We start from the raw sequence: 24,776 nt of genomic DNA, 5'->3' as shown, positions 1-24,776 counted from the left end.
GTCCGCACCGGTGGGAAGGAGCCCCGGCCGTCGGCTGTCGGCGGGCCGGAGGTTCTGTTACAGTCATGACCACTGCAAGTGAAGTACTTTGTTTGGAGTGATTTCATGCGTGAGCTCGTCTACTACGCCGCCGTCTCCCTCGACGGGCGCATCGCCGGACCCGCGGGCGAGTTCGACTTCTTCTTCGCCCCGCTGGCGGACGAGGAGCGCTCGGCCGCCTACAACGCCTGGGTCGACGCCCACTACCCCGAGGTCACCCCCACCGCCGTCCGCGAGGCCTCCGGACCGGCCGACGCCCCCAACCTCCGCTTCGACACGGTGGTCATGGGGCTGGGCACCTACCGGGCCGCCTACGACCACGGCATCGAGAGCCCCTACGCCCACCTGCGCCAGTACGTGCTCTCCACGACCCTGGGGCCGGTCTCGGCCCCGGAGGTCACCGTCGTGGACCGCGACCCCGTCGGCCTGGTGCGGGCGCTCAAGGAGGAGGACTCCGACCTGGACATCTGGCTGTGCGGCGGCGGGAAGCTGGCGGGAGTCCTCCTGGCGGAGATCGACCGCCTGGTGCTCAAGAGCTACCCGGTGCTGGCCGGGGCGGGCGTCCCCCTGGTCGAGGGCGGCTTCGACCCCGGCCTGTTCACCGTCGTGGACCGGCAGGTGTTCGACAACGGCGTGACCGTCACCGAATACGCCCGCGCGTGAACCGGGGCGGCCCGGACGCGGCCGCGCCGGGCGGCGGCCGGTCAGCCCCTCTCCTCGCGGACGTCCCTCCCCTGCTCGGCGAACGCCTTGAAGTCCTCCATGTGCCGCTGCGACTGCTTGTGGAAGGCGCCGGGCATGAGGAGCGCCATCAGCCGCATCAGCAGGCCGCTGAACCGGTACTCGCTCTCGCTCTCCCAGAGCGTCTTCTCCGGGCCGGCCTCGGTCAGCGAATCGCGCACGACGCTCCACATGCCCGCGCCGACGATCTCGCGGTCGAAGTGGACGACGGTCCCCTCGGGGATCGCGTGCAGGTCCGCGGGCTCCCGGCGGGTGATCGTCTCGACGCACTCGAGTTCCTGTTTCCCCGACCGCATCACGACCCGCGACTCGGTGCCGAGCTCTCCGTGCACCCCGTTCAGCGGCTCGTGCGCCACCAGGTCCCGCAGCCACATCGGCAGGTGCGCCGGGTCGGCCAGCAGCTGGGCCACCCTCTCCCGGGGCAGGGCGATCTCGATCGAGTTGGTGTACTTCACGGCGCGCGTTCCCTCCAGGTGCCCGGCTGCGGCGGCGACGTGCCCCGGTTCGCCACCGGCGGACCGGTGGGCCCGCCCCTGGGCCGGGGACGGCCGCTCGCGGCGGAACGCGGAGGGGCCACGACGTCCCATGATGCCCGCCGGGGGTGACAGGAACCCGGAGCCCGGTGATCCGGCGCCGGGAAACGCGGGGGACGCCGCACCGCTCCGAGGGACTCGGCGCGGGGCGGCGTCCGGTCAGGGCCGGTCGCGGGGCAGCACGCCCAGGAGGGTCGCGGTCAGGGCCAGCCTCAGGGAGTCCTCCAACCCCAGGTGGAAGCGGGCCAGGTCGGGCTCGGCCTCGTAGGCCGCCCGGAGGCTGGGCGGGGGAGTGCTGTACGCCGAGAACGTACCGGCCATGGCCATGGTCTGCAGGCCGAAGAGGGCCGCGCTCTCGCCCAGCTCCGGCAGGTACTTCCGGACCAGGTCGGCCATGGTGGCCAGGCGGTCCAGGGAGGCGCGCTTGTAGCGCGCCACGACCTCGACGGAGACGTTGTGCTCCAGGACGGCGGCCTGGGCGCCGAAGAGGTCGCACAGCACCACCCGGCCGGACAGCGAGCGGCTGAGGACCCCGGCCACCGCCGTCGCCCGCTCGGCCATGGGCAGGTCCCCGTCGACGCCGGCGGCCAGCTCCCCGGCCAGCTCCGCCAGCCACTCGCGCAGGTAGCGGTCGAGCAGTTCGAGCAGCACCGCCTCACGGGACTCGAAGTAGCGCAGCACGTTCGGCTTGGCCAGGCCCACCCGGCGGCTGAGCTCGTTCAGGGTGACCGCGGCGACGGGCATCTCGTCCAGCATCGCCGAGGCGGTGTCGAGGATCGCCCGCCGGCGGATCTCCCGCTGCTCTTCGGTCCGCGCCCGCTGGAAAGTCACGATCGCCAGCCTAGCTTGAGTACCCCCGGTACGTTGACAGCGTACCGGGGGTACTTTAGTGTCGCGAATGAAAGATACTCGCGGTACTTTATTTGGTCGGAGGCCTGGCATGGGCGAGAAGTGGACGACGGCGGACATCCCCGACCAGCGCGGACGGGTGGCCGTGGTGACCGGGGCCAACACCGGGCTGGGGTACGAGACCGCCAGGGCGCTCGCCGGGCGCGGGGCGTCCGTGGTGCTCGCCGTGCGCGACACCGGGAAGGGCGAGCGGGCCGCGGCCCGCATGGGCGGCGACGTGACCGTGCAGGAGCTGGACCTGGCCTCGCTCGACTCCGTCCGGGCCGCGGCGGCGGAGCTGCGGTCCCGGCTGGATCGGCTCGACCTGCTGATCAACAACGCCGGGGTGATGTACACCCCCAAGCGGACCACCGCCGACGGCTTCGAGATGCAGTTCGGCACCAACCACCTCGGCCACTTCGCGCTCACCGGGCTGCTGCTCGACCTGATGCTGCCGGTGCCCGGCTCCCGTGTGGTGACGGTCAGCAGCACCGGCCACCGCATCCGGGCCGCCGTCCACTTCGACGACCTGCACTGGGAGCGGTCGTACAGCCGGGTCGCCGCCTACGGCCAGTCCAAGCTGGCCAACCTGATGTTCACGTACGAGCTGCAGCGCCGGCTCGCCGCGCGCGGCACCACCGTCGCGGTCGCCGCGCATCCCGGCCTGTCCGACACCGAACTCACCCGCAACGCCCCCGCCGCGCTCCGCCTGCCCGTCACGTGGATGGCGCCGCTGATCACCCAGACGCCGGCCATGGGCGCCCTGCCGACCCTGCGCGCCGCCACCGACCCGGGGGTGCTCGGCGGCCAGTACTACGGCCCCGGCGGGCGGACGGAGGTCAAGGGCCACCCCCGGCTGGTCGCCTCCAGCCCGGAGTCGTACGAGGTGGCCGTCCAGCAGCGGCTGTGGGCCGTCTCCGAGGACCTCACCGGCGTCACGTTCCCCGTCGGGGCGGTCGCCACGGCGTAGGGCGGCGAGGGGACGGCCTTCGGTCCGGGGGAGGTCTCTGACTTGGCCGCCCCGCGCCCGCAGGTCGGGGCCGGGACGACGGCGTGCACGGCGACCGCTGCGACCGGTCGGCCTCGACCCGTCCTCGAAACGCATTGGGCCTTCGGAGCGCGCATCCCCGACGATCTGCGCGTGCGTGGTGGCCTGCTGCTCCGGGTGCAGCGGCGCCCGCCGAGTCGCATCGCCGCCGCTGTGCAGGGGGCCGGTGGCCTCAGGCTCGCGCAGCGGCCTTCCAAGCGGCGGTGACACATCCTTCTTCCCAGTGCCACCACCCCTCCGTCTCGCCGTGCTCCAGCAGTTCGCGGATTTTCGGAAGGTCCGCATGCGGTGGGACCTCCAGGGCCACCATCCGGAACCGCTCGATGCCTTCGCCGGTCGCGCCGAGGCGGTGGAAAGTCTCCAGCACGCTCTGCCGAGCGGCGGCCGAGCCGTTGTCCCTCAACACGATGAGGCGGATGGTGCAGTTCTGCGATGGCCGGACCGTCTCCCCGGCCCAGAGCATGCCGTTACCGTCCGGCCGCATCCTGACGATGTCGCCGCGGGCGATTCCGCGGACGAACCAGGGTGTGTTGTCCAGGCGCACCGTGTCGTCGCCGAGGTCGACAGCCCATAGGCTCTCGACGTTCGCCGGCGGCCAGCCGTTCTCGTCCGTGTCCATGCGGAAGTGGACCTTCATGTAGTCGTCACCGAGGTTCGTCACCGAATCATCATCCACATCGCGATCACCGGGCCGGACTGCGGAGTAGGGGAAGGCGGACACCTCGGCCAGGACCGTGGGCGCATGCCGGAGGCGCGTTGATGCTGAGGACAGCGGCGCCCGGCGGAGGCCGGAGGGCCTTGCCGGGCGTCGGTGGCGTTGCGGGGGTGGGGGAGGTGGATCGGGGTCAGCCGTTGGTGGAGTGGAGGAAGGCGGTCCACTCGGACGCAGGGAAGGGGAGGTGCCCGTCGGCGGGGTGCTTGGAGTCGCGGACGGCGGCCCCGCAAGGCAGGTCGGCGACCTCGACGCACTCGTTGTTGCCACCGCTGTAGCCGCTCTTTCGGAAGTTCGCGGGCAGGTGTGCGACCTCGACGCAATCGCCATTGACACCGCTGTGGCTGCTCTTCCGGAAGCGGGCGACTTCGACGCATTCCTGGCCTTGTGCGCTGTAGCTGCTCTTGCGGAACTCCAGCTCGTTGGCTGTCACGTACTCTCCAGGGACTTCAGGACGTCTTCGATGAGCTCGAACGACAGGGCGGTGGACAAGGCGACTCCCTGAACGTTGCTGAATGCCACGTTATATCGCTCTACGTCGTCCGTTTGGTCCAGATAGAGACCGTCGACCGCGGTCTCCACGTACACCAGGGGAGGGTCGATGGGGGTTGGGAAGTCCAGGATGGTGAAGGGGCCCGCGAGAGCGAGGTGAGCGCCCGCGGAATAGGGCAGCACCTGAACGTCGATGTGATGGCGTAGCGCCATGTTCTTCAAGTGCTCCAGCTGGGCTTGCATGACGGTGGGGCCGCCGATGACCCTGCGTAGAGCCCCTTCGTCGATGACCGCGATGAGGTGCGGGGGCTTGATCCGGTTGAAGATGTTCCTGCGCTCCATACGGGCCTGAACACGGCGTTCGACATCGGCTTCCGGTATGGCGCGACCGGCGCGGAAGACGGCTGCCGCGTATTCGGGTGTCTGGAGCAGGCCGGGGAGGGTGAGGCCTTCGAAGCGGCGGAGCATGGAGGCTTCGGCTTCGAAGTCGGGGAGGGCGTTGCTGCCGAAGATGTCCTTGTAGCTGGACCACCACCCGGTTTCCTTGGATTCCCGGGTCAGCCTGTGGAGCGCGGCGCGCACGTCGTCGGTGGTGCCATAGAGGTCGGCGAGGGCGTCGATGTCGCGTGTGCGGATGCGCCGGGCTGTGGCGTTCTCGATGCTGCTGAGGGTGGACAGGGGAACACCGGACGCTTTGGCTGCGGCGGCCAGTTTGAGGTCGTGCGCTTCGCGTAGGCGCCGGAGTTCTCGTGCCAGGCGACGGCGGCGGACGCTGGGGCTGATCGGGCTCTGCATGAGGGGATCCTACGTTCAAGCAAACTCAGATTTCGAGTTGAACCGGTTGACTGCTCGAAATCTGAGTTGCACTATGGATGTGTCCGGTGATCGTCAGGTGACGGAGTGCTCCTGCCGATCAGGCTACGACCTGCCCGTGCCCTGTGCTGCTGCAACCGTGAACACCCCCCGGGGGCGAGCGGGCGGAACCTCTGTTCTTCCACCTTGTGCAAGGAGTGTCTTCGTCATGCTCGCAATCGTTCCCTCGCCCCCGCCGATGCCGTCCTTGCCGGAGGTGACCCTCCCCCTCGGGGAGCTGGTGCCGCGGCGGTGCCGGCACTACTTCACCCCGCACGCCCGCCGGGCGCACTACAAGGTGCGCTCCTACGAGTTCGGGTCCTCGCCGCAGCTGATGCCGCTGGTGCGGGCGTTCCTGGACGCCAGCGCCGCCGAACGGGACGCCGACTACCGGTACCTGTTCACCCTGCTCGGCTCGGAGCTGGCCGCGAACGCGCTCACCCACTCCCGCTCGGGGCGGCCGTTCGGGACCTTCACGTTGCGCTGCGAGCGCAGCCGCACGGGACTTCGCCTGACCTGCACCGACCAGGGGCGCCCGGACGGGCGCACCACCCCGGAGGGACGGCGCGAGTACCTGGTGGCCGACCCCGCCGGGCTGGACGTGGTCGCCGAATCGGGTCGGGGGCTCGCCCTGGTCGACGCCCTGGCCACCTCCTGGGGAGACAACGGCATCGCCGACCACCGCCAGGTGTGGTTCTTCCTCGCCTACGACCTCACCGACAACCCCTGGACCACTGCGGCCTGAACCGGTGCGGGCGGGAAGCGCAGCCCCACCGGGCCAATGACACCCGCCCCCACAACACCCGAGAACACAGGTGCCCCGACCGGTGCGCGAACACCGGATCGGGGCGTGATCACCACCTGCACCAGCCAGGAGATGACCGTGGAACACCCTACAACCGGCCGCCACCGGCGGCCCTGCACCGGCATGCCCGCACGCGTGTGGGCCCTGGCCGCCGCACTCCTTGCCACAGCCCTGACCGCGCTCTTCGTCCCCCGCCGAGCCGACCGAAAGCCGCACCCATTCCCAGCCGCATCCGAACACAAAGACGTTCCCGGGTGCGGTGACCTGCTCGCCGCCCCGCCCGGATCCCCCGACCGGAACACCCGGCCCGCCGGAGCCTCCGATGCATCCGCCCGCTGGGGACAGGCCTTCACCGGCCCGAGCGACCTGACGGACACCGACCCCGACCGGATCGCCGGAGCCCTGGTCCGCCCCTACCTGGACCTCGTCCCCCGGCCGCGCCCGGCGGAGCCGGAGGACTACCCGGCCGCGCCCCCGGCCACGGACCAGGGCGAGTTCGTCGAGCTGGCCGACCGAATCCGCGCCTACCTGGCTCTGAACCCGGGTGTCGGGGAGGTCTCCTGACAACCGGGGTCGCCGCGGGCGGTGTCCTTCCGACACCGCCCGCGGCCGTGTCCCCGGGGGCGCCCGTGTGCGACGCTCGCTTGCGGGAGAGCGCCGGGCGACAGGGGAGGACCATGGGCGAGTCCGAGTTGTTGGTGGTGGGGCCCGCGCTGGCCGTCGCCGTCGTGGTGGCCGTCGCGGCCGCGGCCGGGGTGTCCGCGCTGGGCCGCCTCGGCCACGGCCTCGCCGTGCTGCGCGCCGGCGGCCGCGCGGTCCTGCAACTGGGCGCGGTCTCCTTCCTCATCGCGGCCGTCGTCTCCTCCGGCCCGCTCACCCTCGGCTTCGTCGCGGTCATGCTCACCGTGGCCTCCCTGACCGCCGGACGCCGCATCACCTCCGCCCGGTGGCGGCCCCTGTGGGCGTTCCTGCCCGTCTGCCTCCCGATCGTCCCCGTCGTGGTCGCGCTGCTGCTCACCGGCCTGACCCCCGTCAGCGGCCTGGCCGTCATCCCGCTGACCGGGATCCTCACCGGCGGCGCGCTGACCGCGACGGTCCTGGCCGGGCGCCGGGCCACCGAGGAGCTGCGCACCCGCAGGGGCGAGGTCGAGGCCGCCCTGTCCCTGGGCCTGTCGCCGCGCGACGCCGCCCTGGAGATCGGCCGCCCCGCCGCCGCCTCCGCGCTGCTCCCGGCGCTGGACCAGACCCGGACCGTGGGCCTGGTGACCCTGCCCGGGGCGTTCGTGGGCATGCTGCTCGGCGGCGCGACGCCGTTCGAGGCCGGGGCGGTCCAGGTGTTCGTCCTGGCGGGTCTGCTGCTGGTGGAGAGCCTGGCGATCGTGCTCACCGTGGAACTGGTGGCCTGCGGGGCCCTCCCGGTTCCGGAAAGGGAGTGAGGCCCGGGCACGCGACGCCTCTGCCATGCTGGGCCGTACCGGTCCGGAGAACGGAAGGGCGCGTGCGGCGGATGGGCGAGCGGGAGTACGAGCGGGCGCGGTGGCGGGAGTGGGTCGGCGCCGTGCTCGCCGACCACGAGAGCGGCACGGCCGGGCTGGACCGGGTCGCCGGCCTCCTCGTGCCGGGCGCGGCCGAGGTGACCTCGCGCCGCGGCCCCCTCTACGAGCGGGCCTGTGAACTCGCCGCGGAGTTGGAGCGCCACCACGACCTCCGTACGTCCACCTGGGACACCCCCGACGACGTCACCCCCGTCGATGACCGGCAGTTGGCGCGGACCGTCGCGGAGGTTCGGCGCCTGGTCGGGGCGGCATGAGGAACGCTGCGCCGCGGGCGCGGTACGCGGAGACGACCGGTGAGGTGGAGGTGTCCGGGACGCGGGCCGGGCTGCTCGCACTGGTCGGCGTGTTCCAGGATGGGGACACTTCCCCGGAGGACTGACGCCGTGGGGCCGCCCGGGCGCTACGGCCTCGCGGAGGGCTCCGCGCCCGTGGCGGCGGCCTTCGGCGGGGCCCCTTCGGACACCCGGGGCGCCCGGCCGCCCGGCGCCCGGCCCGAGCGGTCGGCGAGCACGCCCGCCAACAGCACCACCACGACACCCGCCACCGGCACCACCATCAGGCCCGTCCGCAGCGTCGTCGCGTCCGCGATCGCCCCCACCACCGGCGGCGAGCACAGGAACCCCATCCGCATCAGCCAGCTCACCAGCGCCAGCCCGGTCCCCGGCTTCAGCCCGCGCAGCTCGTCGGCCGCGTGCATGGCCGACGGGATGAGCGTCGCCACGCCGAACCCCGCCGCCGCGAACCCCGCGATCGTGCCCGGGACGCTCGGGAACAGCAGTGCCGCGCCCAGCCCCAGCGCGGCGATCGCCCCGCCCGCGCGGGCCACCGCGCGCTGCCCGAACCGGTCGGTGAGCGCGTCGCCCGCCATGCGGCCGACGAACTGCGCCCCCACCAGGGCGATGTACCCGAACGCCGCCAGCGACGCCGGCGCCCCCAGGTGGTCGGAGAGGTACACCGCACCCCAGGTGCTGCCCGCGTCCTCCACCATGATCCCGGCGATGGAGATGACGGCCAGTGCCGCCAGGATCGCGTACCTGGTCCAGGCCGCACCGCTCACCCCCCGGACCTCCTGCTCGGCCCCGCCGTCGGCCTCCGCGGCCTCCTCGCGGTCCGGCCCCGGCAGCGTCCAGCGGTAGGCGGTCAGCGCCGTCGCCGACAGCAGCACGGCCGCCACCGCCAGGTGGACGCCCGGGGACACCCCCAGCCCCGTGGCCGCCGCGCCCATCAGGCCGCCGATCACCGCGCCCACGCTCCACAGGGCGTGGAACGAGTTGAGCACCGACCGCCGGTACAGCCGCTGCACCCGCAGCCCGTGCGCGTTCTGGGCCACGTCCACGACCGCGTCGAACGCCCCCGCCAGGAACAGCGCCCCCGCCAGCAGCGCCCACGTGGGGCCCACCGCCGCGCCGAGCATGCACAGCGCCGTCAGCACCGTTCCGAACGCCGCCACCCGGGACGACCGGAACCGGCGGATGACCGGTCCCGCCGCCATCCCCGCCACCAGCGCGCCCGCCGGGAACGCCGCGATGGCCAGCCCGTACTGGGCGTTGCCCAGCTCCAGCGCCGCCTTGATCTCCGGGTAGCGGGGGACGAGGTTGGCGTAGAGCGCGCCGTTGGTGAGGAACAGCAGCGACACCGCGGCGCGGGCGCGGCGGACGCTCCGGTCCACGGGCGCGCGCCCGGCGGGTGCGGCGGGGGAGTCCGGCGCGCTCATGGGAGTCCTCCAGGGGAACGGCAGAAGGTGTACGACCGTACACCTGTCGCGTACGATCGTACACTCCGGGGAGGCGCGGATCGAGACCGCGCACCCCGGGGATCCGCGAGAATGGCCCCGTCGGAACCGGCGGCGGAGAGGAGTCAGGGTGGCGACCGGACGGGTGGACCCCGAGCGCAGGGAGCGCATCATCGCCGCCGCCGCCGACCTCATCGCCGAGGAGGGCGTGGCCGGGACCTCCCACCGCAAGGTGGCCGCCCGCGCCGAGGTCCCGCTGGGCTCGATGACCTACCACTTCGCGGGCATGGACGAGCTGCTGCGCGAGGTGTTCTCCCGCTTCGCCCAGGACCTCAGCCGCAGGTTCGAGCAGCGCCTGGTCCGGGCCCGGAACCTGGAGGAGGCCCGCGAGGCCGTCACCGCCCTGGTCCACGACGAGCTGATGACCTCTCCGCGCGAGCTGGTCCTCACCCACGAGCTGTACACCCTGGCCGCCCGCCGCCCCGCCTACCGGGAGCTCACCCGGGCGTGGATGCTCCGTAGCAGGCGCGCCCTGGAGCTCCACTTCGACCCGCTGACCGCCCGCCAGGTCGACGCGCTCATCGAGGGGCTGACCATCCACCGCGCCCTGGAGCTGGAGCCCCACGACCGCGCGCTGACGGCGGACGCCGTCGCCCGCATCACCGCCGTCCCGTCGCCGGGCGGCCCCGCCGAGGGCTGAGGGCGCCCCGCGGGCGCCCCGAACGGCGGCCGCTCGGGGTGGTTCGGGCGGGTGGCGTGCCCGGTCGGCCGGGGGGCGCCCCGGGCCGCTGTTGCGAACGGTCGTTCCGGGCGGCGGTCGTGCCCGGCCGCCCGCGCGTCGGCTCCCGTTTCCGGGCTTGTACGCCCTACCTGATCGGCCGTAGGCCGCTTCGGGTTGCTGTCGCGCCCGGCGGTTGCGGGCTACTCCGGGCGGTGGACGTCGCAGGTCGCCCGAGTGGATTCCCGAGGCTGGTGCGGACGGGTGACGTGCCAGGTCGGCCGCGGTTCGTTCCGGGCCGCTGTAAGCAGCGGCCGTTTCGACCGCCCGCACGTCGACTCTTGGTTCCGGGTTCGTAGGGCCTGCCCGGCCTGGTCCCGGTTCCTACTCCAGCCCCAGCTCGTTGACGACGCGGGCGACGCGGTCGCGGTCCTGCGGGCCGAGGCCGCGGAGCGGCAGCGGCAGGCTCGGGCCGCGCACCAGCCCCAGGTGCTCGGCGATCGCCGCGGTCACCCGGAGGCTGCCGTGCCGGGCGAACAGGTCCCACAGGGGTCCAAGGCGCGCGGAGAGCTCCTCGGCCCGCTCCGCCGCGCCGGACCGGGCGGCGCGCACGATCTCCAGGGCCGGGGCGGGCAGGGTGCCGCCGACGACCGAATACCAGGCGTCGCAGCCCGCGTTCAGCCCGGTGGCGCCGAAGGCGTCCCCGGACACGCCGACCGTGACGCCCTGGGGCAGGAGCTCCCGGAGCCGGGCCACCCGCCGGGCGGCCTCCGCCGGGTCGGCGGGCACCCCGGGGATCTTCAGCGACGCGACGCCGGGCAGCCGCGCGACGTCGCGGTAGAGGTCGTCGGTGAAGGAGAAGTGCGTGGTCCGCGGGTTGTCGTACACGACGAGCGGCACGGACAGGGCGCGGGTCACGTCCTCGTAGAGGCCGTACACGTCGTCCGGGGTGAGCTCCTGGTACGACACCGGTGCCAGCAGCACACCGGACGCCCCGGCCCGCTGGGCGTCCTCGGCGAACTCCAGGACGTGCGAGGTGCGCAGGGCGCCGATGCCCGCCAGGACGGGCACCTCCCCGGCGTGCTCCACTGCCAGCCGGACCACGCGGGCGCGCTCGTCGCGGGTGAGGTAGGCGTAGGAGCCGGTCGACCCCAGGGCGGTGATCGAGTCGACGCCGGCCCCGGCCAGGCGCCCGACCAGGCCGGCGAAGGCGGCCTCGTCGACGCGGTCGCGGTGGATCGGGGTGAGCGGGAAGGCGCTGAGGCCGGTGAACATGGGCACTTCCGTGGATCGTCGGGCGGTCCGGCGGGGGCGCCGCCGGGCGGGCCGGGTCCGGGACCCGGCGGCGGGAAGACTACCGCGTCGCCCCTCGCCCCCGGCGCCCTGTGATGGTGATCGCCCGGTCACGGGGAGTGTCGCTCGCCCACCTTCGGCGGCCGCTCCGATAGAGAAAGGGGGACGCCCCCGGTGGGCGACGCGCTCCTTCAGCCGCCGAGAGGACCATATGGGCAGCATCCCCGACGAGGTCGCCCCCGGTGTCTTCCGCCTCGGCGACGAGGTGGTGAACTTCTATCTCGTGGACACCGACGAGGGCCTGGTCCTCGTCGACGCCGGGCTGCCCACGCACAGCTCCGCGTTTCTGGACGCTGCGTCCCGGGTGGGCGGGCGGCTGCGGGCCGTCCTGCTCACCCACGGCCACCCCGACCACATCGGTCTGGCCGCCCGCGTCCTGGAGCACTCGGGAACGGCGGTGTGGGTGCACGAGGGCGACGCGCCGCTGCTGGGCGGCGGCCCCGCGCAGGCGATCGTGCACGCCCCTCCCGAGCGCTCGATGCTGCCCTACCTGCTGCGCCGTCCGCGGGCCGCCCGCCTGCTCGCGCACCTGGAGGGGTCGGGGGCGTTCAACGCGCCGCCGGTGCCGGAGTACTCCACGTTCGTCCACGGCCAGGTCCTGGAGGAGGTGCCCGGGAGCCCGCGGGTGGTGGGCGCGCCCGGGCACACCCCGGGCAGCGCCGTGTTCGTCTGGAACGACCGCGGTGTGGTGTTCACGGGGGACGCGCTGGTCACCTACGACCCGACCACCGGCCGCAAGGGCCCGACCACGATCAGCCGGATGTCCACGCACAAGGGCGCCCAGGCGATGGCCTCGCTGGAGCGGCTGGCGGAACTGGGGGAGGAGGCCGTGGTGCTGCCCGGCCACGGCGACCCCTTCGCCGGCGGGCCGCGCGCGGCGGCCGAGGAGGCGATCGCGCGCGGGATCCAGTAGGGCGCCCGGGGCCGCCCGCGCGGCGGTGCCGGGCGGGACCGGGCGGGGCCCGCCGGATCGGGGGAGAACCGCGTGGCGTTCACGGCTGTCTACCCGGACGAACGAGTTGCACCGGACCTATTGACTTTCGATAGGTACCTATCGATACTCGATGCATGCGCAGCTACATCACCCTGGTCCTGCGGGCCGGCGTCGCGATGGCGATCCTCACCGGCCTCTTCGGCCAGATCGTCGTCATCCCCGGTGTCGCCGCCAGCGAGGTCGAAAGCTTCCCTCCCTACGCTCCCTACGAACTCCCCTATGTCACCCTTGCCGTTCTCGGTGTCGCCTGTGTGCAGGTCGCCCTGGTCGCCGTGTGGGTGCTGCTCGCGATGGTCGAGCGCGACGCGATCTTCACCCGGCGGGCCTTCTTCTGGGTGGACGTCATCATCGGCGCCACCCTCGCGGCGTCCCTGATCACCGCAGGGGTCACCGGGCACCTGCTGGTGGACTCGAACATCCCCTCTCCCGCCGACGGCATGGAGCTGATCGGCGCGCTGGGCGCCGCCGTCGTCACCACCGCCGGGGGTGTCGGCTTCGCCCTGCTGCTCATCCTCATGCGTGGACTGCTGCGCAAGGCGGCCGACCTGCAGTCGGAGATGTCCGAGGTCGTCTGAGGCGGATGGCGTATCCGGTTCATCGCTTCGCCCCTTTGAAGCGGATGGCTCATCCGGTTGGTCGAATCGACCCACCGAACCGGATAGCCGATCCGGTTGGGTCAACTGGATAGTCCATCCGGATGGCTGGATCGTCCCACTGAACCGGATGGCCTATCCGGATGGTCGGATCGGCCCGCCGAACCGGTACGCGCGGGCTCTGGGCCCCGATCCTGCCTCCGCTCGCGCCCCGACCGTCCACGGCGCACGAGGGCTGCCGGACGATGGCCTTGCCGGAACGGTCGGCGGAACCGGGAGAGGAGGCCGTGGTGTCGCCCGGCCGCGCGACCCCTTCGTTGCCCAGCCGCCCACCAGCGCGGCGCCGAGCGGGTGATCGGGCGCGGGAGCCGGTAGGGGCGCCCCCGTGTGGGCGCTTGCCGCGGTCGTTCGCGCGGGATCGCCTGCTCGGATAGGCCCGGCGGTCGCGAGACCGCCTTGTCCCGGCAAGGCGGGCTGTTCCCGCGAAGCCTTGACCGGTGACCTCCACCCGGGGTCTTCCGCGGCCGCCCGTTCAACGCCGCGGCCACGGCCCGCGGATCCCGCGCGTGGTCCGCGCTTGGGCGTTCGCGCCGGGTTCCGGGCGGGCTCCGTCGGGATTCCGGGCTTCAGCAGGCCGCGCGGCGCCGAGCGGGTGATCGGGCGCGGGAGCCGGTAGGGCCGCCCGCCCGTGGACGTCTGTCGCGGTCGTTCGCGCGCGATCGCCTGCTCGGATTCGACCGGTGGTCGCGAGACCGCCCTGTCTCGGCAAGGCGGGCTGCTCCCGAGAAGCCTTGACCGGTGACCTCTACCCGAGGTCTTCCGCGGCCGCCCGGTCACACGTTCCTTCACCGGCGGACCGCGTGGCGGCCGAGCGGCACCGCACCGCGGCGGCGGCCGGGTCAGCCTCCGTGCCGGGGCTCCTGGTTGAGGTCGTCGGCGGCCCGCTCGTTGAGCACGGCGGCCGTCCGCACGGCGCCGTTGACCAGCCCCTCGTCCGCCTCGGCGCCCCGCTTCTCAGCGGGCTCCTCCGGCGGGCCGGGCAGGACCCCGGCCATGACCCGCATGAGCCGCTGCACCAGCGACGGGCACAGCCCGCGCGCCGCGACGACCGCCGCCGCCAGCGGAGTGATCACCAGGTACGGGCGCCCGCGCGCGGCCGCCTCGACGATCCGCCGGGCGGCGTGCCCGGCGCCCGCCGACACCAGCGGCAGGCCGGCGCCCAGTGCGAACCAGCTGTACTCGCGTTCGGCGTTCCCCGAGAACACCGCCGCCCGGTGCGAACCGGTGCGCATCAGCCCCGGCACCACCGTGGTGACCCGCACCCCCCGGCGCGCGAGCTCCGCGCCCAGCCCCTCCGACAGGGCGACCTCGGCGAACTTGGCGCACGAGTACGGCAGCAGGTGCGGCACGCTGAGGTGGCCGCCGATGGACGTGATGGTCACCAGCGAGCCGCCGGTCCGCGACAGCGGGCCGATCGCGGCCCGGGAGATCCGCAGCGGGGCCCAGAACATGGTCTCCATCGCGTCGCGGAAGTGCTCCTCGGTGAGCACCTCCTGCGGGCCCACCTGGATGATCCCGGCGTTGTTGACGACGAAGTCCAGGTGGCCGAAGGCCGCCTCGGCCTCCTTCACCAGGCGCTCGGCCCCCTCCGGGTCGCGCACGTCGCACCGGATGCCGCGGGCCGGAACGCCGCGCGCCTCCAGGTCGATCACGGCCCGGTCCAGCTCGTCGCCGTCGCGCGCGCAGACCACCACGGACGCGCCGCGCTCGCCGAACTCCCGGGCCAGGCTCAGGCCGAGCCCGCGCGAGCCGCCGGTGACCAGGGCGACCCGCCCGGCGAGCCGTGTGGTGTGCGGCCGTGGTGCCAGCGCCGCCGCTCCGACGCCCAGCGCGGCGCCGGCCGCGGCCCAGGGCAGTACCCCGCCGCTCCGGCTCCGCCGCGCCTGCTGTGGCTCGTCCCGGCGGAACCGGGACGCCGCCCGGGCCGCCAGGAGCGGGACCAGGACGGTCTTCGCCTTCATCACCGGTCGCCTCCTTCGCGTCTGCTCCGGTTCCGCGCGCCGCGGGGCCGGTCCGTTCCTGCACCGTGCGGCTGGTCCGTTCCTGCGCCGCGCGGCTGGTCCGTTCCTGCACCGCGCGGCCGGTCCGTTCCTGCGGAGCGAACCCCCGCAGGCCCTCGGGCGGGGAGCGCCGGACGCGCCCCGCGCGGTCCCCCGTGGCAGCGCCCCTGAGCACCGCCGTCCTGCGGACCCGTTGTGTAGGGACGCGGCTACCCGGGACCGCGCGGGCCGAAACAGCGGGCGGCCCGTGCCGCCCCGTCCCCCTCCGTGCCGCCCCGCCCTGTCCCGCTCCGTGCCGCCCCGTCCTGGCCCGCCCTGTCCCGCTCCGTCCCGCCCGGCCCGTGCCGCCCCTCCCCGCCCGGTTCCGCCCCGGAGTGGAACGGGCCACGGAGGCCACGACCGGCGTCCGGCGGCCCCACCGGTCGCCGGACGCCGTCCACCGAACACCGCTGCTCCGGCTCAGCCGGTGGGGTCGGGCTCCTGGGCGCGTTCCCGCTCACGGTAGGCCTGCGCCTGGAGGTCCCACAGCTCCCGGTACACGCCGCCCCGCTCCATCAGCTCCTCGTGGGACCCCCGGTCCACCACCCGCCCCCGTTCCAGCACCACGACCACGTCGGCCATCCGCACCGACGCCAACCGGTGCGTGATGAGCACGACCGTCGCCCCCGTCCGTCCCGCGTGCGCGTGCAGCGAGGAGAAGAACCGGTGCTCGGCCCGGGCGTCCAGCGCCGACGTGGGCTCGTCAGCGATCAGCAGCGGCACCGCCGCCCCGTCGTCTCCCCGGTGGAACCCCCGGGCCGCCGCGAGCCGCTGCCACTGCCCGCCCGACGGCTCGTGGCCGTGCGCGAACCGCTTGTCCAGCAGCGTCTCCCACCCGCGCGGCAGGTCCGCCACCACCGTGTCGGCGTGCGCGGCCCCGGCCGCCCGCGCCAACCGCTCCGGGTCGTCCTCCGGGCCGCCCATCACCACGTTGCCGCGCGCCGTCATCGGCCAGTGCGTGTGGTCCTGGGCGATCACCGCGATCCGCGAGCGCAGGTCGTCGGCGTCCACCCCCGCCAGGTCGGTCGCGTCCCAGCACACCCGTCCGGCGTCGGGCGTGTACAGCCCCGACAGCAGCTTGGCCAGGGTGCTCTTGCCCGACCCGTTCTCGCCGACCAGCGCCACCGTCCGCCCCCGGGGCAGCACCAGGTCCACCCCGGCCAGCGCCGGACCCGTGGCGCCGTCCCCGTCCCCGTCCGCCTTGGGATAGGAGAACGTCACGTCCTCCACCCGGATCTCCGCGAACCCCTCCGGGGCGGGCGGAAGGTCCCGGCGGGGCGTGCGCTCGCGGGCCTTCTCCTCCAGCTCCACCAGGTCGGCGACGTACAGCCCCGCCTCGTAGACCTGGCCCACCGACACCAGCACCGTGCCCAGCGCGCCCTGGGCGACCCGCACCGCCACCACGGCCGCCCCGGCCGCCGCGATCGGCACGACCCCCTCGACCAGCAGCGCCCCCAGCGCGACGAACACCACCACCGTGGCGGCCCCGCCCAGGGCCCCGCCCGCCACCCGGATCAGCGCCATCCGCGTCGCCAGCCGCAACCGGGCCTGGAGCTCCCGTTCGGCGAACCGGTCGAACTCGGCGCGCAGCCGCGGGCCCATCGTGTACGAGCGCAGCTCGGCGGCGGTGCGCCGGTCGATCATCAGCTGCTGGAGCATGAACTTGCGGCGCACGACCTCGGTGAGCCTCAGCGTCAGCCGGTACCGCAGCCGGGCGGACGCCGCCGAGCTCCACCACTGGGGGACCATCGCCACCAGGATCAGCGGCAGCAGCACCGGGTGCAGTGTGCCCAGCACGCCCGCGGCCGCGGCGATCGCCACCAGGCCGGTGAGCACGTCCAGGCTCGTGCGGACCAGCACCCCCATCTGGTCGCAGCCGGTGGCGTACCCGCGGAACACGTGGTCGTTGAAGGCGCTGTCGTCGAAGGCCGCCGCCTCCACCCCGGTGACCGTCTCGTTGAACCGGCGCTCGGCGGCCAGCACCACCTTGGGCTCCAGTCGGGCCTGGGCGCGCCCGGCCAGCGCCCCGCAGGCTCCCCGGGCGAGCAGGGCCGCCGCGAGCAGGAGCAGGGAGGGCAGCGCCGCCCGGACCCGGTCGGGGGTGGGCACGGCCGCGAACACCTCCTCCAGGACGGCGTTGGTCGCCACCAGCGCCCACGCGGTGGCCGCGCCCATCCCCAGCCCGAACACGACGGTGGCGGCCAGGTCTCCGGGCCCCGCCCGGCGGCCCACGGCCAGGGCCCGACCGACCAGCACGGGCATCCGGCGCGCCATCGACCACCAGGTGGCCTGGCGGGCCCGTTCGCGGAACATCCGGTACTCCGAGGTGGCGAGCCGCTCGGCGTCCGCGTCGGGGGATCCGGAGGAGGCATCGTGCCCTGGATCGTTCCCGGCTCCGGTGTCGGCGTCGGCGTTGGTGTCGTGGTCCTGCAACAGGCGTTCCTCTCCGTTTCCGTGGCGGGGACAGGCCGATCATGACGGTCCGGTCCGTCGCCGGGGGAGGGGGCGACCGATTGCGGTCCGACCGCATCGGGCCACGGAGGGTCCCGCCGGGGGCGCACACGCGCGTCCGGCGGTCGGGAGGGGCCCGGACCGGCCGGGTAAGGGGCGATCCGAATCCGTGTTCGATGCGGTCTCCGGTGCCCTTCCGGGGGTCGTCGCGCCGCCTGTCACCGACCGGGGGAGAACGTCACGGAGTTCGCCGTATGAGTGTCAAGAGGCCCTTTGTCTTCTTGATGCCCGTTCGGGTTCCGTGTCCGGGTACGCGCCCCGCGCGAAACGCGGCGATCACGCAGAACCCGCACTCTCCCGACCCGTGCCGATATCAATGGAACCGCGACCGCGCCCGCCCCCCGCCACGGCGTCCGGACTCCGGTGAGGGAGAGGTGGTACATGGCTGGTCTTCGGGCGCGCACCCGTGACCTGCGGCACCGGATCGAGCAGACAACGGCGGTGGTCCGCGACCGCCTCACCGCCCACACCTGGTCGGTGGTGCAGGCCACCCTCGCGGCCGTCATCGCCTGGACCGTCGCCGGCGGCCTCGTCCAGGACCACAGCCCGTTCTTCGCCCCCATCGCCGCCGTCATCGCGCTCAACGCCTCCGGCGGCGAACGCGGCTCCAACGCCCTCAAACTCCTCACCGGGGTGTTCATCGGCATCGGCGCGGGCGAGCTCGCCCTGGCCGCGGACGTCGGCGAACTCGTCACCATGAGCGCGGCCACCCTGCTGGCCATGCTCGTGGCCGTCGCCATCAACGCCGAGCGCATCGTCATCGGGCAGGCCGCGGCCAGCGCCATCCTGACCACGATTTTCATCGGGGACGGCAGCCCCGGCATCGACCGGCTCGTCGACGCCCTCATCGGCGCGGGCGTCGCCCTGGTGTTCAGCCAGCTGCTGTTCCCCGCCCGGCTGGTCGCGCTGCTGCGGCGCATCGAGGTGGACGCGCTCGGCGAGATGTCGGGCATGCTCACCGGCGTCGCCCAGGCCCTGGACGAGGAGGGCGACGTCTCCAGCCAGCAGATGGTCAACCGGCTCGGCGACCTCAGCCGGCCGATGGCGGAGCTGAGCCGCGCCCGCGAGGCCAGCATGACCACCATCCGGCTGTCCACGATCCGCTGGGGCGACCCGCAGCCGGTGCTGGACGAGGACGAGATCATCGAGCGCCTCATCCTGCTCGGGGAGAGCTGCCTGTTCCTGTGCCGCAGCACCGCCGCGATGGGCGCCCACGAACGCCGCGAGCTGGTCCCGATCGTGTCCGGCATGGCCGACGTGCTGGCCACCCTCGCCGACGACCTGAGCAGCCGCGAGGCCCGCGAGCAGGCGGTGGAGCAGGCGCTGATGACCGCGCGCATGTACGGGCCGGGGCGGCCCGACGACGACCAGGTCACCCAGGCCACCCACCTGGCGGTGGAGATGGTCGCCACCGACATCATGCTGTTCGCGGGCATCCGGTTCGAGGAGGTGGAGGAGGTCCTCCAGGGCGACCTGGAGGACCCGAGGATCCCGCCGCCGCCGGGGGTGCCCTGGCTGCCGTGGCTGCGCTGGCACCCCCGCCTGGGACCGGTCCGGGACCGTTTCGCCCGCTGGGGGCCGGGGCCGCGCAGGCCGGGCGGGCCCCGGCGCTTCGGCCGCTGGCGCCCGGGGCCGCCCGGCTGACGGGCCGGCGCGTCCGGGGTTGCGGTTGACGCGGGGTCAACGCCTAACGTCGGTGACCGGACCGGAGGTACCGGTCCGACGAGGGGAGCGGTCATGCCGACCTGGCCGACCGGGCAGGTGTGCCGGATGACCGGCGTCAGCTCGCGGACCCTGCGGCACTACCACCGCATCGGCCTGCTGCGGCCCGCCGCGGTGGGGGCCGGCGGGGTGCGCCACTACGGCCGCGCCGAGCTGCTGCGGCTCCAGCGCATCCTGCTCATGCGCGAGCTGGGGCTGCCCCTGGCCGACATCGCCGCCGTGCTCGACGCCGGCGGCGACCCGGCCGGGGCGCTGCGCGCCCACCTGCGCGACCTGCTGGCCGAACGCGACCGCGTCGACACCCTCGTCACCACCGTGCGCCGCACCCTGGACGCACTGGAGGAGGAGGGGACCATGGGCGCGCTCGACCCCGAGACGCTCTTCGCTGGATTCGACACCGCCGCCTACACCGACCGCGCCCGCGCGCAGTGGCCGGCCCAGTGGGAGCAGGCGGCCCGCGCCGCAGACGGCCGGGCCCCGGCCGACTGGGAGGCGGACCGGGCCGGACTGGCCGCCCAGTTGGAGCGGATGGCCGCCCACCTGGCGGCGGGGCGGCCGGTCACCGACCCGGCCGTGCAGGCGGAGGTGCACGACCACTACCTGCGGGTCTCCCGCATGTGGACGCCCGACGCCGACGCCTTCGCCCACCTGGGGCGCGTGTACGCCGAGGAGGGGCCCTGGCGGGAGGTGTACGAGGCGGTCGCGCCGGGGCTGGCCGACTACCAGTGCGAGGCCATGGCCGCCTACGCCCTGGCCCGCCTGGACACCCGGAGGGAGGGGACGTGATCCCGCCCCACTGGACGGCGCACCGCCGGGAGGAGGACGGCGAGGTCCTGGGCTACCTCGCCCCGGCGGGCGCGGGGGCCTACACCCCGATGACCCCGTTCGGGCACGCGGCGGGCGCCCCGTCCGCCGAGGCCGAGGCCCGCGCCGCCCTGGACGCCCGCGGGCTGGCCTACCTGGCCGACCGCTGGCTGCTGGAGCTGCCCGGGCGGGCCGAGCCGATCACTGTGCGGATCGTGGAGGTGGGCCCCGACCGCATGCGGGTGGCCAACGCCGACTTCGGCTACGAGGAGGCCGACCTGGGGCACGTCTTCACCCTGGACGTCCCCGAGCCCGGCCGCCTGCGCCCCGCCTGAGTGCCGGGCCCCGCCCGAGCCTTGGTCGCTGCGGCTGGAGATCCCCGGGCGCCCGGCCCGCCGCCTCAGCGGGCGGGCCCGCCCGAGCGCCGGTCGCCGCGGCAGGGCCCTGGGGCGCCGTTCCGCCGTCCGGCGTACGGGCCCGCCCGGGCCGGAACGGCCTTCCACAGCACCGGGTCCCGCCCGAGCGCCGGTCGCCGAGGCAGGGGACCCCGGCCGGATGGCGTCCCCGGCCCGGGGCCGCCGCCGGTGGGCGGCGGCCCCGGGCGGCTGCTCGGCGGGGGCGACCTGGAATTCCAGGTGACGGGAAAGTGGCCGGGAGATGAATGGAGTCCTCGGTGATCGGGGTAGGGAACACACAACGTGACCCTCCGTGTCCGGTTCTCCCGGAACGTCCTGACAGGAGACTTTTGCAGACCCGACGGACCCCTGCCCCCGTTCCGTTCGCCCGCCCCCGCGCCTGTTCCCGCCCGGTGAGAAGACCCGGGCCCCGCCGCGCGCCCACCGCCGCGGCGGGCGGACCCTCCCGCTCCTGAGGAGGGCGGCGCGCGGGGCGGCGCGGCCCGCACCCCGGCGGGCCATCGCGCCGCGTCCCCGCGGCGGTCCTCCCGGACCGGCCCCCGCACCGCGCGCCCCGTGTCCGGCACGCCCCCGGACCGCCCCCTCCCGACGCGCCCCGTGACGCGCCGCCGGTCCCCGGCCGCGTCCGCACCGCCGGTGCCCCGCACAGCACCCGCGGTCCTTCGGCGACCCCCGAGCGGCATCCCGCCATCACCGCCCGGGCCCTTGCCGTACCCGGAAACGGGGCGCCTCCCGACGCCGCCCCGACCACCGGAAAGCGTGGAACGCAGTGACCGTACAGATCGATCCCCCTCCCACCAGCCCTTCCCCCTGCCGCGCGCCTCCGTGGACGCCCCCGTCCACGCGGGGGCGGCGGCCCCGGAGACGCGCGCGCGGCTCCGGGCGCCCGGGCGCGACCGCCGCGCCGCCCCGCCCCGGCCGGGCGCCGTCCCCGGCCCCCGCCCGAGCACCGACGACACGGCCCGGCCGAGCGGGGAGGACCCGCCCGACCCGCCCGCCCGCGCACGCCGCGCACCCCGCGCGTCCGGCCGGACCCCGGTGGTCCCGCGTCCGCCCGCGGGGCGGACGCGCCCGCCGACGCCGCGGCCCCGGGCCGGTGCCGGGGGCGCGGCGGGCGCTGCCCGCCCTGTGCGTCACCGTCACCGTCAGCCAGGGCGCGCTGTTCTACGCCTTCCCCGTGCTGGCCCCCGCGGTCTCCTCGGCACCGGCTGGTCCCTCATCGTCCTCACCGCGCTCTTCTCCGGCTCCCAGGTGCTGGCGGCCCTGGCCGCCCCGCTGGTCGGCCGCTGGCTGCGCCTGCGCGGCCCCCGGCCGGTGATGACCGCCGCCGCGGTCCTGGGCGCGGCGGCGCTGGCCGCCTGCGCCCTGGCGCCGTCGCTGTGGGTGTTCGCGGCGGCCTGGCAGGCGGCGGGGCTCGCCGCCGCCGGGCTCTTCTACCCGACCGCGTTCGCCGCCCTCACCCACTGGTACCGGTCGGCCCGGGTCCGCGCGGTCACCACCCTGACCCTGGTCGGGGGGTTCGCCGGGACGGTGTTCGCGCCGCTCGCCGCGCTGCTGGAGGCCCACCTCGGCTGGCGCGCCGCCCTCCTGGCCCTGGCGGCCCTCGTCGCCCTGGTCGTGGCGCCCCTGCACCTGTGGGCGCTGCGCGCGGAGTGGACGCCCCACGGCGATCCGGAGTCCGGCCGCCGGGCCGTGCGCGGGGTGATGGCCGGTCGGGCGTTCTGGGCGCTGACCGCGGCCCTGGCACTGGGCGCCTTCACCGTCCACGCGGTGGTCGTCGACCTCGTCCCGTTCCTGCGGGAGCACGGGTTCGGCACCGCCGAGGCGGCCTGGGTCCTGGGCGCCACCGGTATCGGCCAGGTGCTGGGCCGCCTCGTCTACGCCCCCTGGGAGCTCCGCAGCCGTCCGGGGACGCGGGCGGTGGCGGTGCTGCTGGTCTGCGCGTCGGGGGCCGTGCTCACGGCGGTGCTCGCCCTGGCGGGCGCCGCCCCGGCCGCGCTGTTCGCGGCGGCGCTCGCGGTGGGCGCCGGGCGCGGCCTGCTCACGCTGGTGCAGGCCACGGCGATCGCCGACCGGTGGGGCCCTGAGCACTACACCACGCTCAACAGCATCATGCACACCCCGATCGCGCTCGCCGCCGCGCTCGCGCCGGGGGTGTGCGCGCTCGCCGCCGGGGCCGCGGGAGGCTACGCGCCGGTGTTCTTCGCCCTGGGGGCCGTCGCGCTGCTGGGCGCCCTCGTCGCCCCCGCCGGGTCACCCGCCGCCGTGGCGGCGGGTGATCGCGGGTGAGGGCCGGGGCCCGGGTCAGAGGGCGTCGGCCGGCGTGTCCAGGACGGTGCGGTCGCGGGAGGACACCAGGTCGAACCGCGGCCCGGTGCGCGGCAGCTCGTGCCGGAAGAAGTACGCGGCCGCCGCCCGCTTGCCCGTGTAGAACGCCTCGCCCGGGGCGTCGCTCCTGCCGTGCGCGGCCACCAGCTGCTCCAGCCACATCCACGCCACCACCACGTGCCCGACGGCCTCCATGTAGGGGGTGGCGTTGGCCAGCGCCTCCGCCGGGTCGCCGTTCGCCCAGGCCTCCGCCGTGGTCCGCACGACCCGGTCCAGGGCGGCGTCCAGCAGCCCGGCGAACTCCGCCTCGTCCCCGCCCAGGCCGCGGGCCCGGGCGGAGGTGGCGCGCGCGGTCTCCACCAGCAGCCCCAGCCCGGCCCCGCCGCCCTGCACCGCCTTGCGGCCCAGCAGGTCCAGGGCCTGGATCCCGTGGGTGCCCTCGTGGATCGCGTTGAGTCGGTTGTCCCGGTAGTGCTGCTCCACGTCGTACTCGCGCGTGTACCCGTAGCCGCCGTGCACCTGGATCGCCAGGCTGTTGGCCTCCAGGCACCACTGCGAGGGCCAGCTCTTGACGAGGGGGGTGAGCACGTCCAGCAGGGCGTCGGCCCGCTCGCGGTCCGCGGCGCCGTCGGCGGTGGCGGCCTCGTCGACCAGCCGGGCGCAGTACAGGACCAGGGCCATCGCCCCCTCCACGTAGCTCTTCTGCGCCAGCAGCATCCGCCGCACGTCGGTGTGCTCGATGATCGGCACCGGCGGGTTCGCCGGGTCCTTGTCGCCCAGCGGGCGGCCCTGGAGGCGCTCGCGGGCGTAGGCCAGCGACTTCAGGTACCCGGTGTAGCCGACGGCGGCGGCGCCCGCCCCCACCCCGATCCGGGCGCCGTTCATCATGTGGAACATGTAGCGCAGCCCCTGGTGCGGCTCCCCGACCAGGTAGCCGACCGCGCCGGGCTCCCCGCCGGGGGTGTGCGCGCCCTCGCCGAAGTTGAGCAGCGCGTTGACGGTGCCGCGGTAGCCCATTTTGTGGTTGAGGCCGGCGGGGACGACGTCGTTGCGCTCGCCGACCGACCCGTCGGCGTTCACCAGGTACTTGGGCACGATGAACAGCGAGATGCCCTTGACCCCGGGCGGGCCGCCGGGGATCTTGGCCAGCACCAGGTGGACGATGTTCTCGGTGAGCTCGTGGTCGCCCGCCGAGATCCACATCTTGTTGCCGAACAGCCGGTACGTGCCGTCCCCGGCGTCCTGCGCGCGGGTGGTGATGTCGGCCAGGGAGCTGCCGGCCTGCGGCTCGGACAGGCACATGGTGCCGGTGAACCGGCCCTCCACCATGGGCCGCACGTAGGTGTCGACCTGCTCGGGGGTGCCGTGGGCGAGCAGCAGCCGGGCGTTGCCGACGGTGAGGAAGGGGTAGGCGGAGGAGCCCAGGTTGGCGGCCTGGAACCAGGCGCTGCACGCGCTGGCCACCACGTGGGGGATCTGCCCGCCGCCCACGGAGGCGGGCAGGCCGAGCGCGTTGAGGCCGGTCTCGGCCAGGACCTCCAGGGCCTTCTTGACCTCGGGGATCACGTGGACGCGTTCGCCGTCGAAGCGCGGCTCGTTGGCGTCGTTGGCCTTGTTGTGCGGGGCGAAGTGGTCGGTGGCGACGCGTTCGGCCAGCTCCAGGGCGCCGTCGAGGGTCTCGCGGGAGTGGTCGGCGTAGTGGGGGCGCCGGGTGAGGGACTCGGCGTCGAGCCATTCGTAGAGCAGGAATCGCAGGTCGCGCGCGGACAGCAGGGTGGACGCCACGGGGTCGCCTCCTCGGAGTGATTGACCGACTGGTCGGTATGGTATCCGTTCGGGG

The 24,776-nt window shown here is 74.6% G+C and carries 24 protein-coding genes; 14 read left to right on the top strand and 10 right to left on the bottom strand.

Features of this window, described 5'->3' with window-relative positions; genetic code table 11:
• Positions 1-105: 105 nt before the first annotated feature.
• Positions 106-702 carry a dihydrofolate reductase family protein gene (locus KGD84_RS20235; RefSeq protein WP_220561971.1) on the top strand — a complete coding sequence of 199 codons (597 nt, stop codon included), beginning with the start codon at positions 106-108 and terminating at the stop codon, positions 700-702.
• Between the two features lie 41 nt (positions 703-743).
• Here KGD84_RS20235 and KGD84_RS20230 read toward each other — a convergent pair whose 3' ends face one another.
• Complete coding sequence (locus KGD84_RS20230) at positions 744-1,235, bottom strand: SRPBCC family protein (RefSeq protein WP_255646689.1); 492 nt, start codon at positions 1,233-1,235, stop codon at positions 744-746.
• Positions 1,236-1,472: 237 nt separating this feature from the next.
• Positions 1,473-2,144, bottom strand: coding sequence for a TetR/AcrR family transcriptional regulator (locus KGD84_RS20225; protein ID WP_220561970.1), 672 nt, complete (start codon positions 2,142-2,144; stop codon positions 1,473-1,475).
• A gap of 109 nt (positions 2,145-2,253) precedes the next feature.
• Between KGD84_RS20225 and KGD84_RS20220 the strand changes: the two genes are divergently transcribed.
• A complete protein-coding gene (locus KGD84_RS20220; RefSeq protein ID WP_220561969.1) occupies positions 2,254-3,171 on the top strand; it encodes an SDR family NAD(P)-dependent oxidoreductase in 918 nt (305 codons plus the stop codon).
• Positions 3,172-3,421: 250 nt separating this feature from the next.
• Here KGD84_RS20220 and KGD84_RS20215 read toward each other — a convergent pair whose 3' ends face one another.
• The 3 genes from KGD84_RS20215 to KGD84_RS20205 form a co-directional block, all read right to left on the bottom strand.
• Positions 3,422-3,910, bottom strand: coding sequence for a DUF4265 domain-containing protein (locus KGD84_RS20215; protein ID WP_220561968.1), 489 nt, complete (start codon positions 3,908-3,910; stop codon positions 3,422-3,424).
• 184 nt (positions 3,911-4,094) lie between these two features.
• Positions 4,095-4,379 carry a DUF397 domain-containing protein gene (locus KGD84_RS20210; RefSeq protein WP_370634694.1) on the bottom strand — a complete coding sequence of 95 codons (285 nt, stop codon included), beginning with the start codon at positions 4,377-4,379 and terminating at the stop codon, positions 4,095-4,097.
• A gap of 11 nt (positions 4,380-4,390) precedes the next feature.
• Entirely contained in the window at positions 4,391-5,248 is an 858-nt protein-coding gene (locus tag KGD84_RS20205) for a DUF5753 domain-containing protein (protein WP_220561966.1), read from the bottom strand.
• 226 nt (positions 5,249-5,474) lie between these two features.
• Between KGD84_RS20205 and KGD84_RS20200 the strand changes: the two genes are divergently transcribed.
• The 5 genes from KGD84_RS20200 to KGD84_RS20180 all read left to right on the top strand — a co-directional run bounded on the left by KGD84_RS20200 (position 5,475) and on the right by KGD84_RS20180 (position 8,045).
• On the top strand, positions 5,475-6,050 hold the full coding sequence (locus tag KGD84_RS20200) for an ATP-binding protein (protein WP_255646688.1): 576 nt from the start codon (positions 5,475-5,477) through the stop codon (positions 6,048-6,050).
• 105 nt (positions 6,051-6,155) lie between these two features.
• Positions 6,156-6,674: a hypothetical protein gene (locus KGD84_RS20195; protein WP_220561965.1), complete on the top strand. Its 519-nt coding sequence runs from the start codon at positions 6,156-6,158 to the stop codon at positions 6,672-6,674.
• A gap of 113 nt (positions 6,675-6,787) precedes the next feature.
• On the top strand, positions 6,788-7,546 hold the full coding sequence (locus KGD84_RS20190) for an ABC transporter permease (RefSeq protein ID WP_220561964.1): 759 nt from the start codon (positions 6,788-6,790) through the stop codon (positions 7,544-7,546).
• 71 nt (positions 7,547-7,617) lie between these two features.
• Positions 7,618-7,920, top strand: coding sequence for a hypothetical protein (locus KGD84_RS20185; protein WP_220561963.1), 303 nt, complete (start codon positions 7,618-7,620; stop codon positions 7,918-7,920).
• The gene (locus tag KGD84_RS20180) at positions 7,917-8,045 is read left to right on the top strand and encodes a hypothetical protein (RefSeq protein WP_255646687.1); all 129 of its coding nucleotides are present in this window, start codon (positions 7,917-7,919) and stop codon (positions 8,043-8,045) included. The genes KGD84_RS20185 and KGD84_RS20180 overlap by 4 nt, the downstream gene beginning before the upstream one ends.
• A 21-nt stretch (positions 8,046-8,066) precedes the next feature.
• On the opposite strand, the gene KGD84_RS20175 is transcribed toward KGD84_RS20180, so the two are convergent.
• Positions 8,067-9,380: an MFS transporter gene (locus KGD84_RS20175; RefSeq protein ID WP_220561962.1), complete on the bottom strand. Its 1,314-nt coding sequence runs from the start codon at positions 9,378-9,380 to the stop codon at positions 8,067-8,069.
• Positions 9,381-9,528: 148 nt separating this feature from the next.
• On the opposite strand from KGD84_RS20175, the gene KGD84_RS20170 reads away from it, so the two are divergent.
• Positions 9,529-10,098, top strand: coding sequence for a TetR/AcrR family transcriptional regulator (locus KGD84_RS20170; RefSeq protein WP_220561961.1), 570 nt, complete (start codon positions 9,529-9,531; stop codon positions 10,096-10,098).
• Between the two features lie 402 nt (positions 10,099-10,500).
• Here KGD84_RS20170 and KGD84_RS20165 read toward each other — a convergent pair whose 3' ends face one another.
• A complete protein-coding gene (locus KGD84_RS20165; RefSeq protein ID WP_220561960.1) occupies positions 10,501-11,391 on the bottom strand; it encodes a dihydrodipicolinate synthase family protein in 891 nt (296 codons plus the stop codon).
• Between the two features lie 229 nt (positions 11,392-11,620).
• On the opposite strand from KGD84_RS20165, the gene KGD84_RS20160 reads away from it, so the two are divergent.
• Positions 11,621-12,382, top strand: a complete 762-nt coding sequence (locus tag KGD84_RS20160) for an MBL fold metallo-hydrolase (RefSeq protein WP_220561959.1) — start codon at positions 11,621-11,623, stop codon at positions 12,380-12,382.
• Between the two features lie 155 nt (positions 12,383-12,537).
• Entirely contained in the window at positions 12,538-13,038 is a 501-nt protein-coding gene (locus KGD84_RS20155) for a DUF2975 domain-containing protein (protein WP_220561958.1), read from the top strand.
• Positions 13,039-13,955: 917 nt separating this feature from the next.
• On the opposite strand, the gene KGD84_RS20150 is transcribed toward KGD84_RS20155, so the two are convergent.
• Both KGD84_RS20150 and KGD84_RS20145 read right to left on the bottom strand, forming a co-directional pair.
• A complete protein-coding gene (locus KGD84_RS20150; protein ID WP_220561957.1) occupies positions 13,956-15,077 on the bottom strand; it encodes an SDR family NAD(P)-dependent oxidoreductase in 1,122 nt (373 codons plus the stop codon).
• A 498-nt stretch (positions 15,078-15,575) separates the two neighbouring features.
• Entirely contained in the window at positions 15,576-17,588 is a 2,013-nt protein-coding gene (locus KGD84_RS20145) for an ABC transporter ATP-binding protein (RefSeq protein WP_255646686.1), read from the bottom strand.
• A 459-nt stretch (positions 17,589-18,047) separates the two neighbouring features.
• Between KGD84_RS20145 and KGD84_RS20140 the strand changes: the two genes are divergently transcribed.
• From KGD84_RS20140 to KGD84_RS20125, 4 genes are all read left to right on the top strand, one after another.
• Positions 18,048-19,310, top strand: a complete 1,263-nt coding sequence (locus KGD84_RS20140) for an FUSC family protein (protein ID WP_220561956.1) — start codon at positions 18,048-18,050, stop codon at positions 19,308-19,310.
• Positions 19,311-19,403: 93 nt separating this feature from the next.
• Complete coding sequence (locus KGD84_RS20135; RefSeq protein WP_220561955.1) at positions 19,404-20,174, top strand: MerR family transcriptional regulator; 771 nt, start codon at positions 19,404-19,406, stop codon at positions 20,172-20,174.
• Entirely contained in the window at positions 20,171-20,527 is a 357-nt protein-coding gene (locus KGD84_RS20130; RefSeq protein WP_220561954.1) for a hypothetical protein, read from the top strand. Before KGD84_RS20135 ends, KGD84_RS20130 begins: the two co-directional genes overlap by 4 nt.
• Before the next feature lie 1,209 nt (positions 20,528-21,736).
• Complete coding sequence (locus tag KGD84_RS20125; protein WP_260697145.1) at positions 21,737-22,897, top strand: MFS transporter; 1,161 nt, start codon at positions 21,737-21,739, stop codon at positions 22,895-22,897.
• A 15-nt stretch (positions 22,898-22,912) separates the two neighbouring features.
• On the opposite strand, the gene KGD84_RS20120 is transcribed toward KGD84_RS20125, so the two are convergent.
• The gene (locus tag KGD84_RS20120; protein WP_220561953.1) at positions 22,913-24,721 is read right to left on the bottom strand and encodes an acyl-CoA dehydrogenase; all 1,809 of its coding nucleotides are present in this window, start codon (positions 24,719-24,721) and stop codon (positions 22,913-22,915) included.
• Positions 24,722-24,776 lie beyond the last annotated feature (55 nt).

Origin of the sequence: Nocardiopsis changdeensis, assembly GCF_018316655.1 — a bacterium.
GTDB classification, from domain to species: Bacteria; Actinomycetota; Actinomycetes; order Streptosporangiales; family Streptosporangiaceae; genus Nocardiopsis; species Nocardiopsis changdeensis.
Note: the sequence above shows the minus strand (reverse complement) of the source record. Positions and strands in the feature narration are given on the sequence as shown.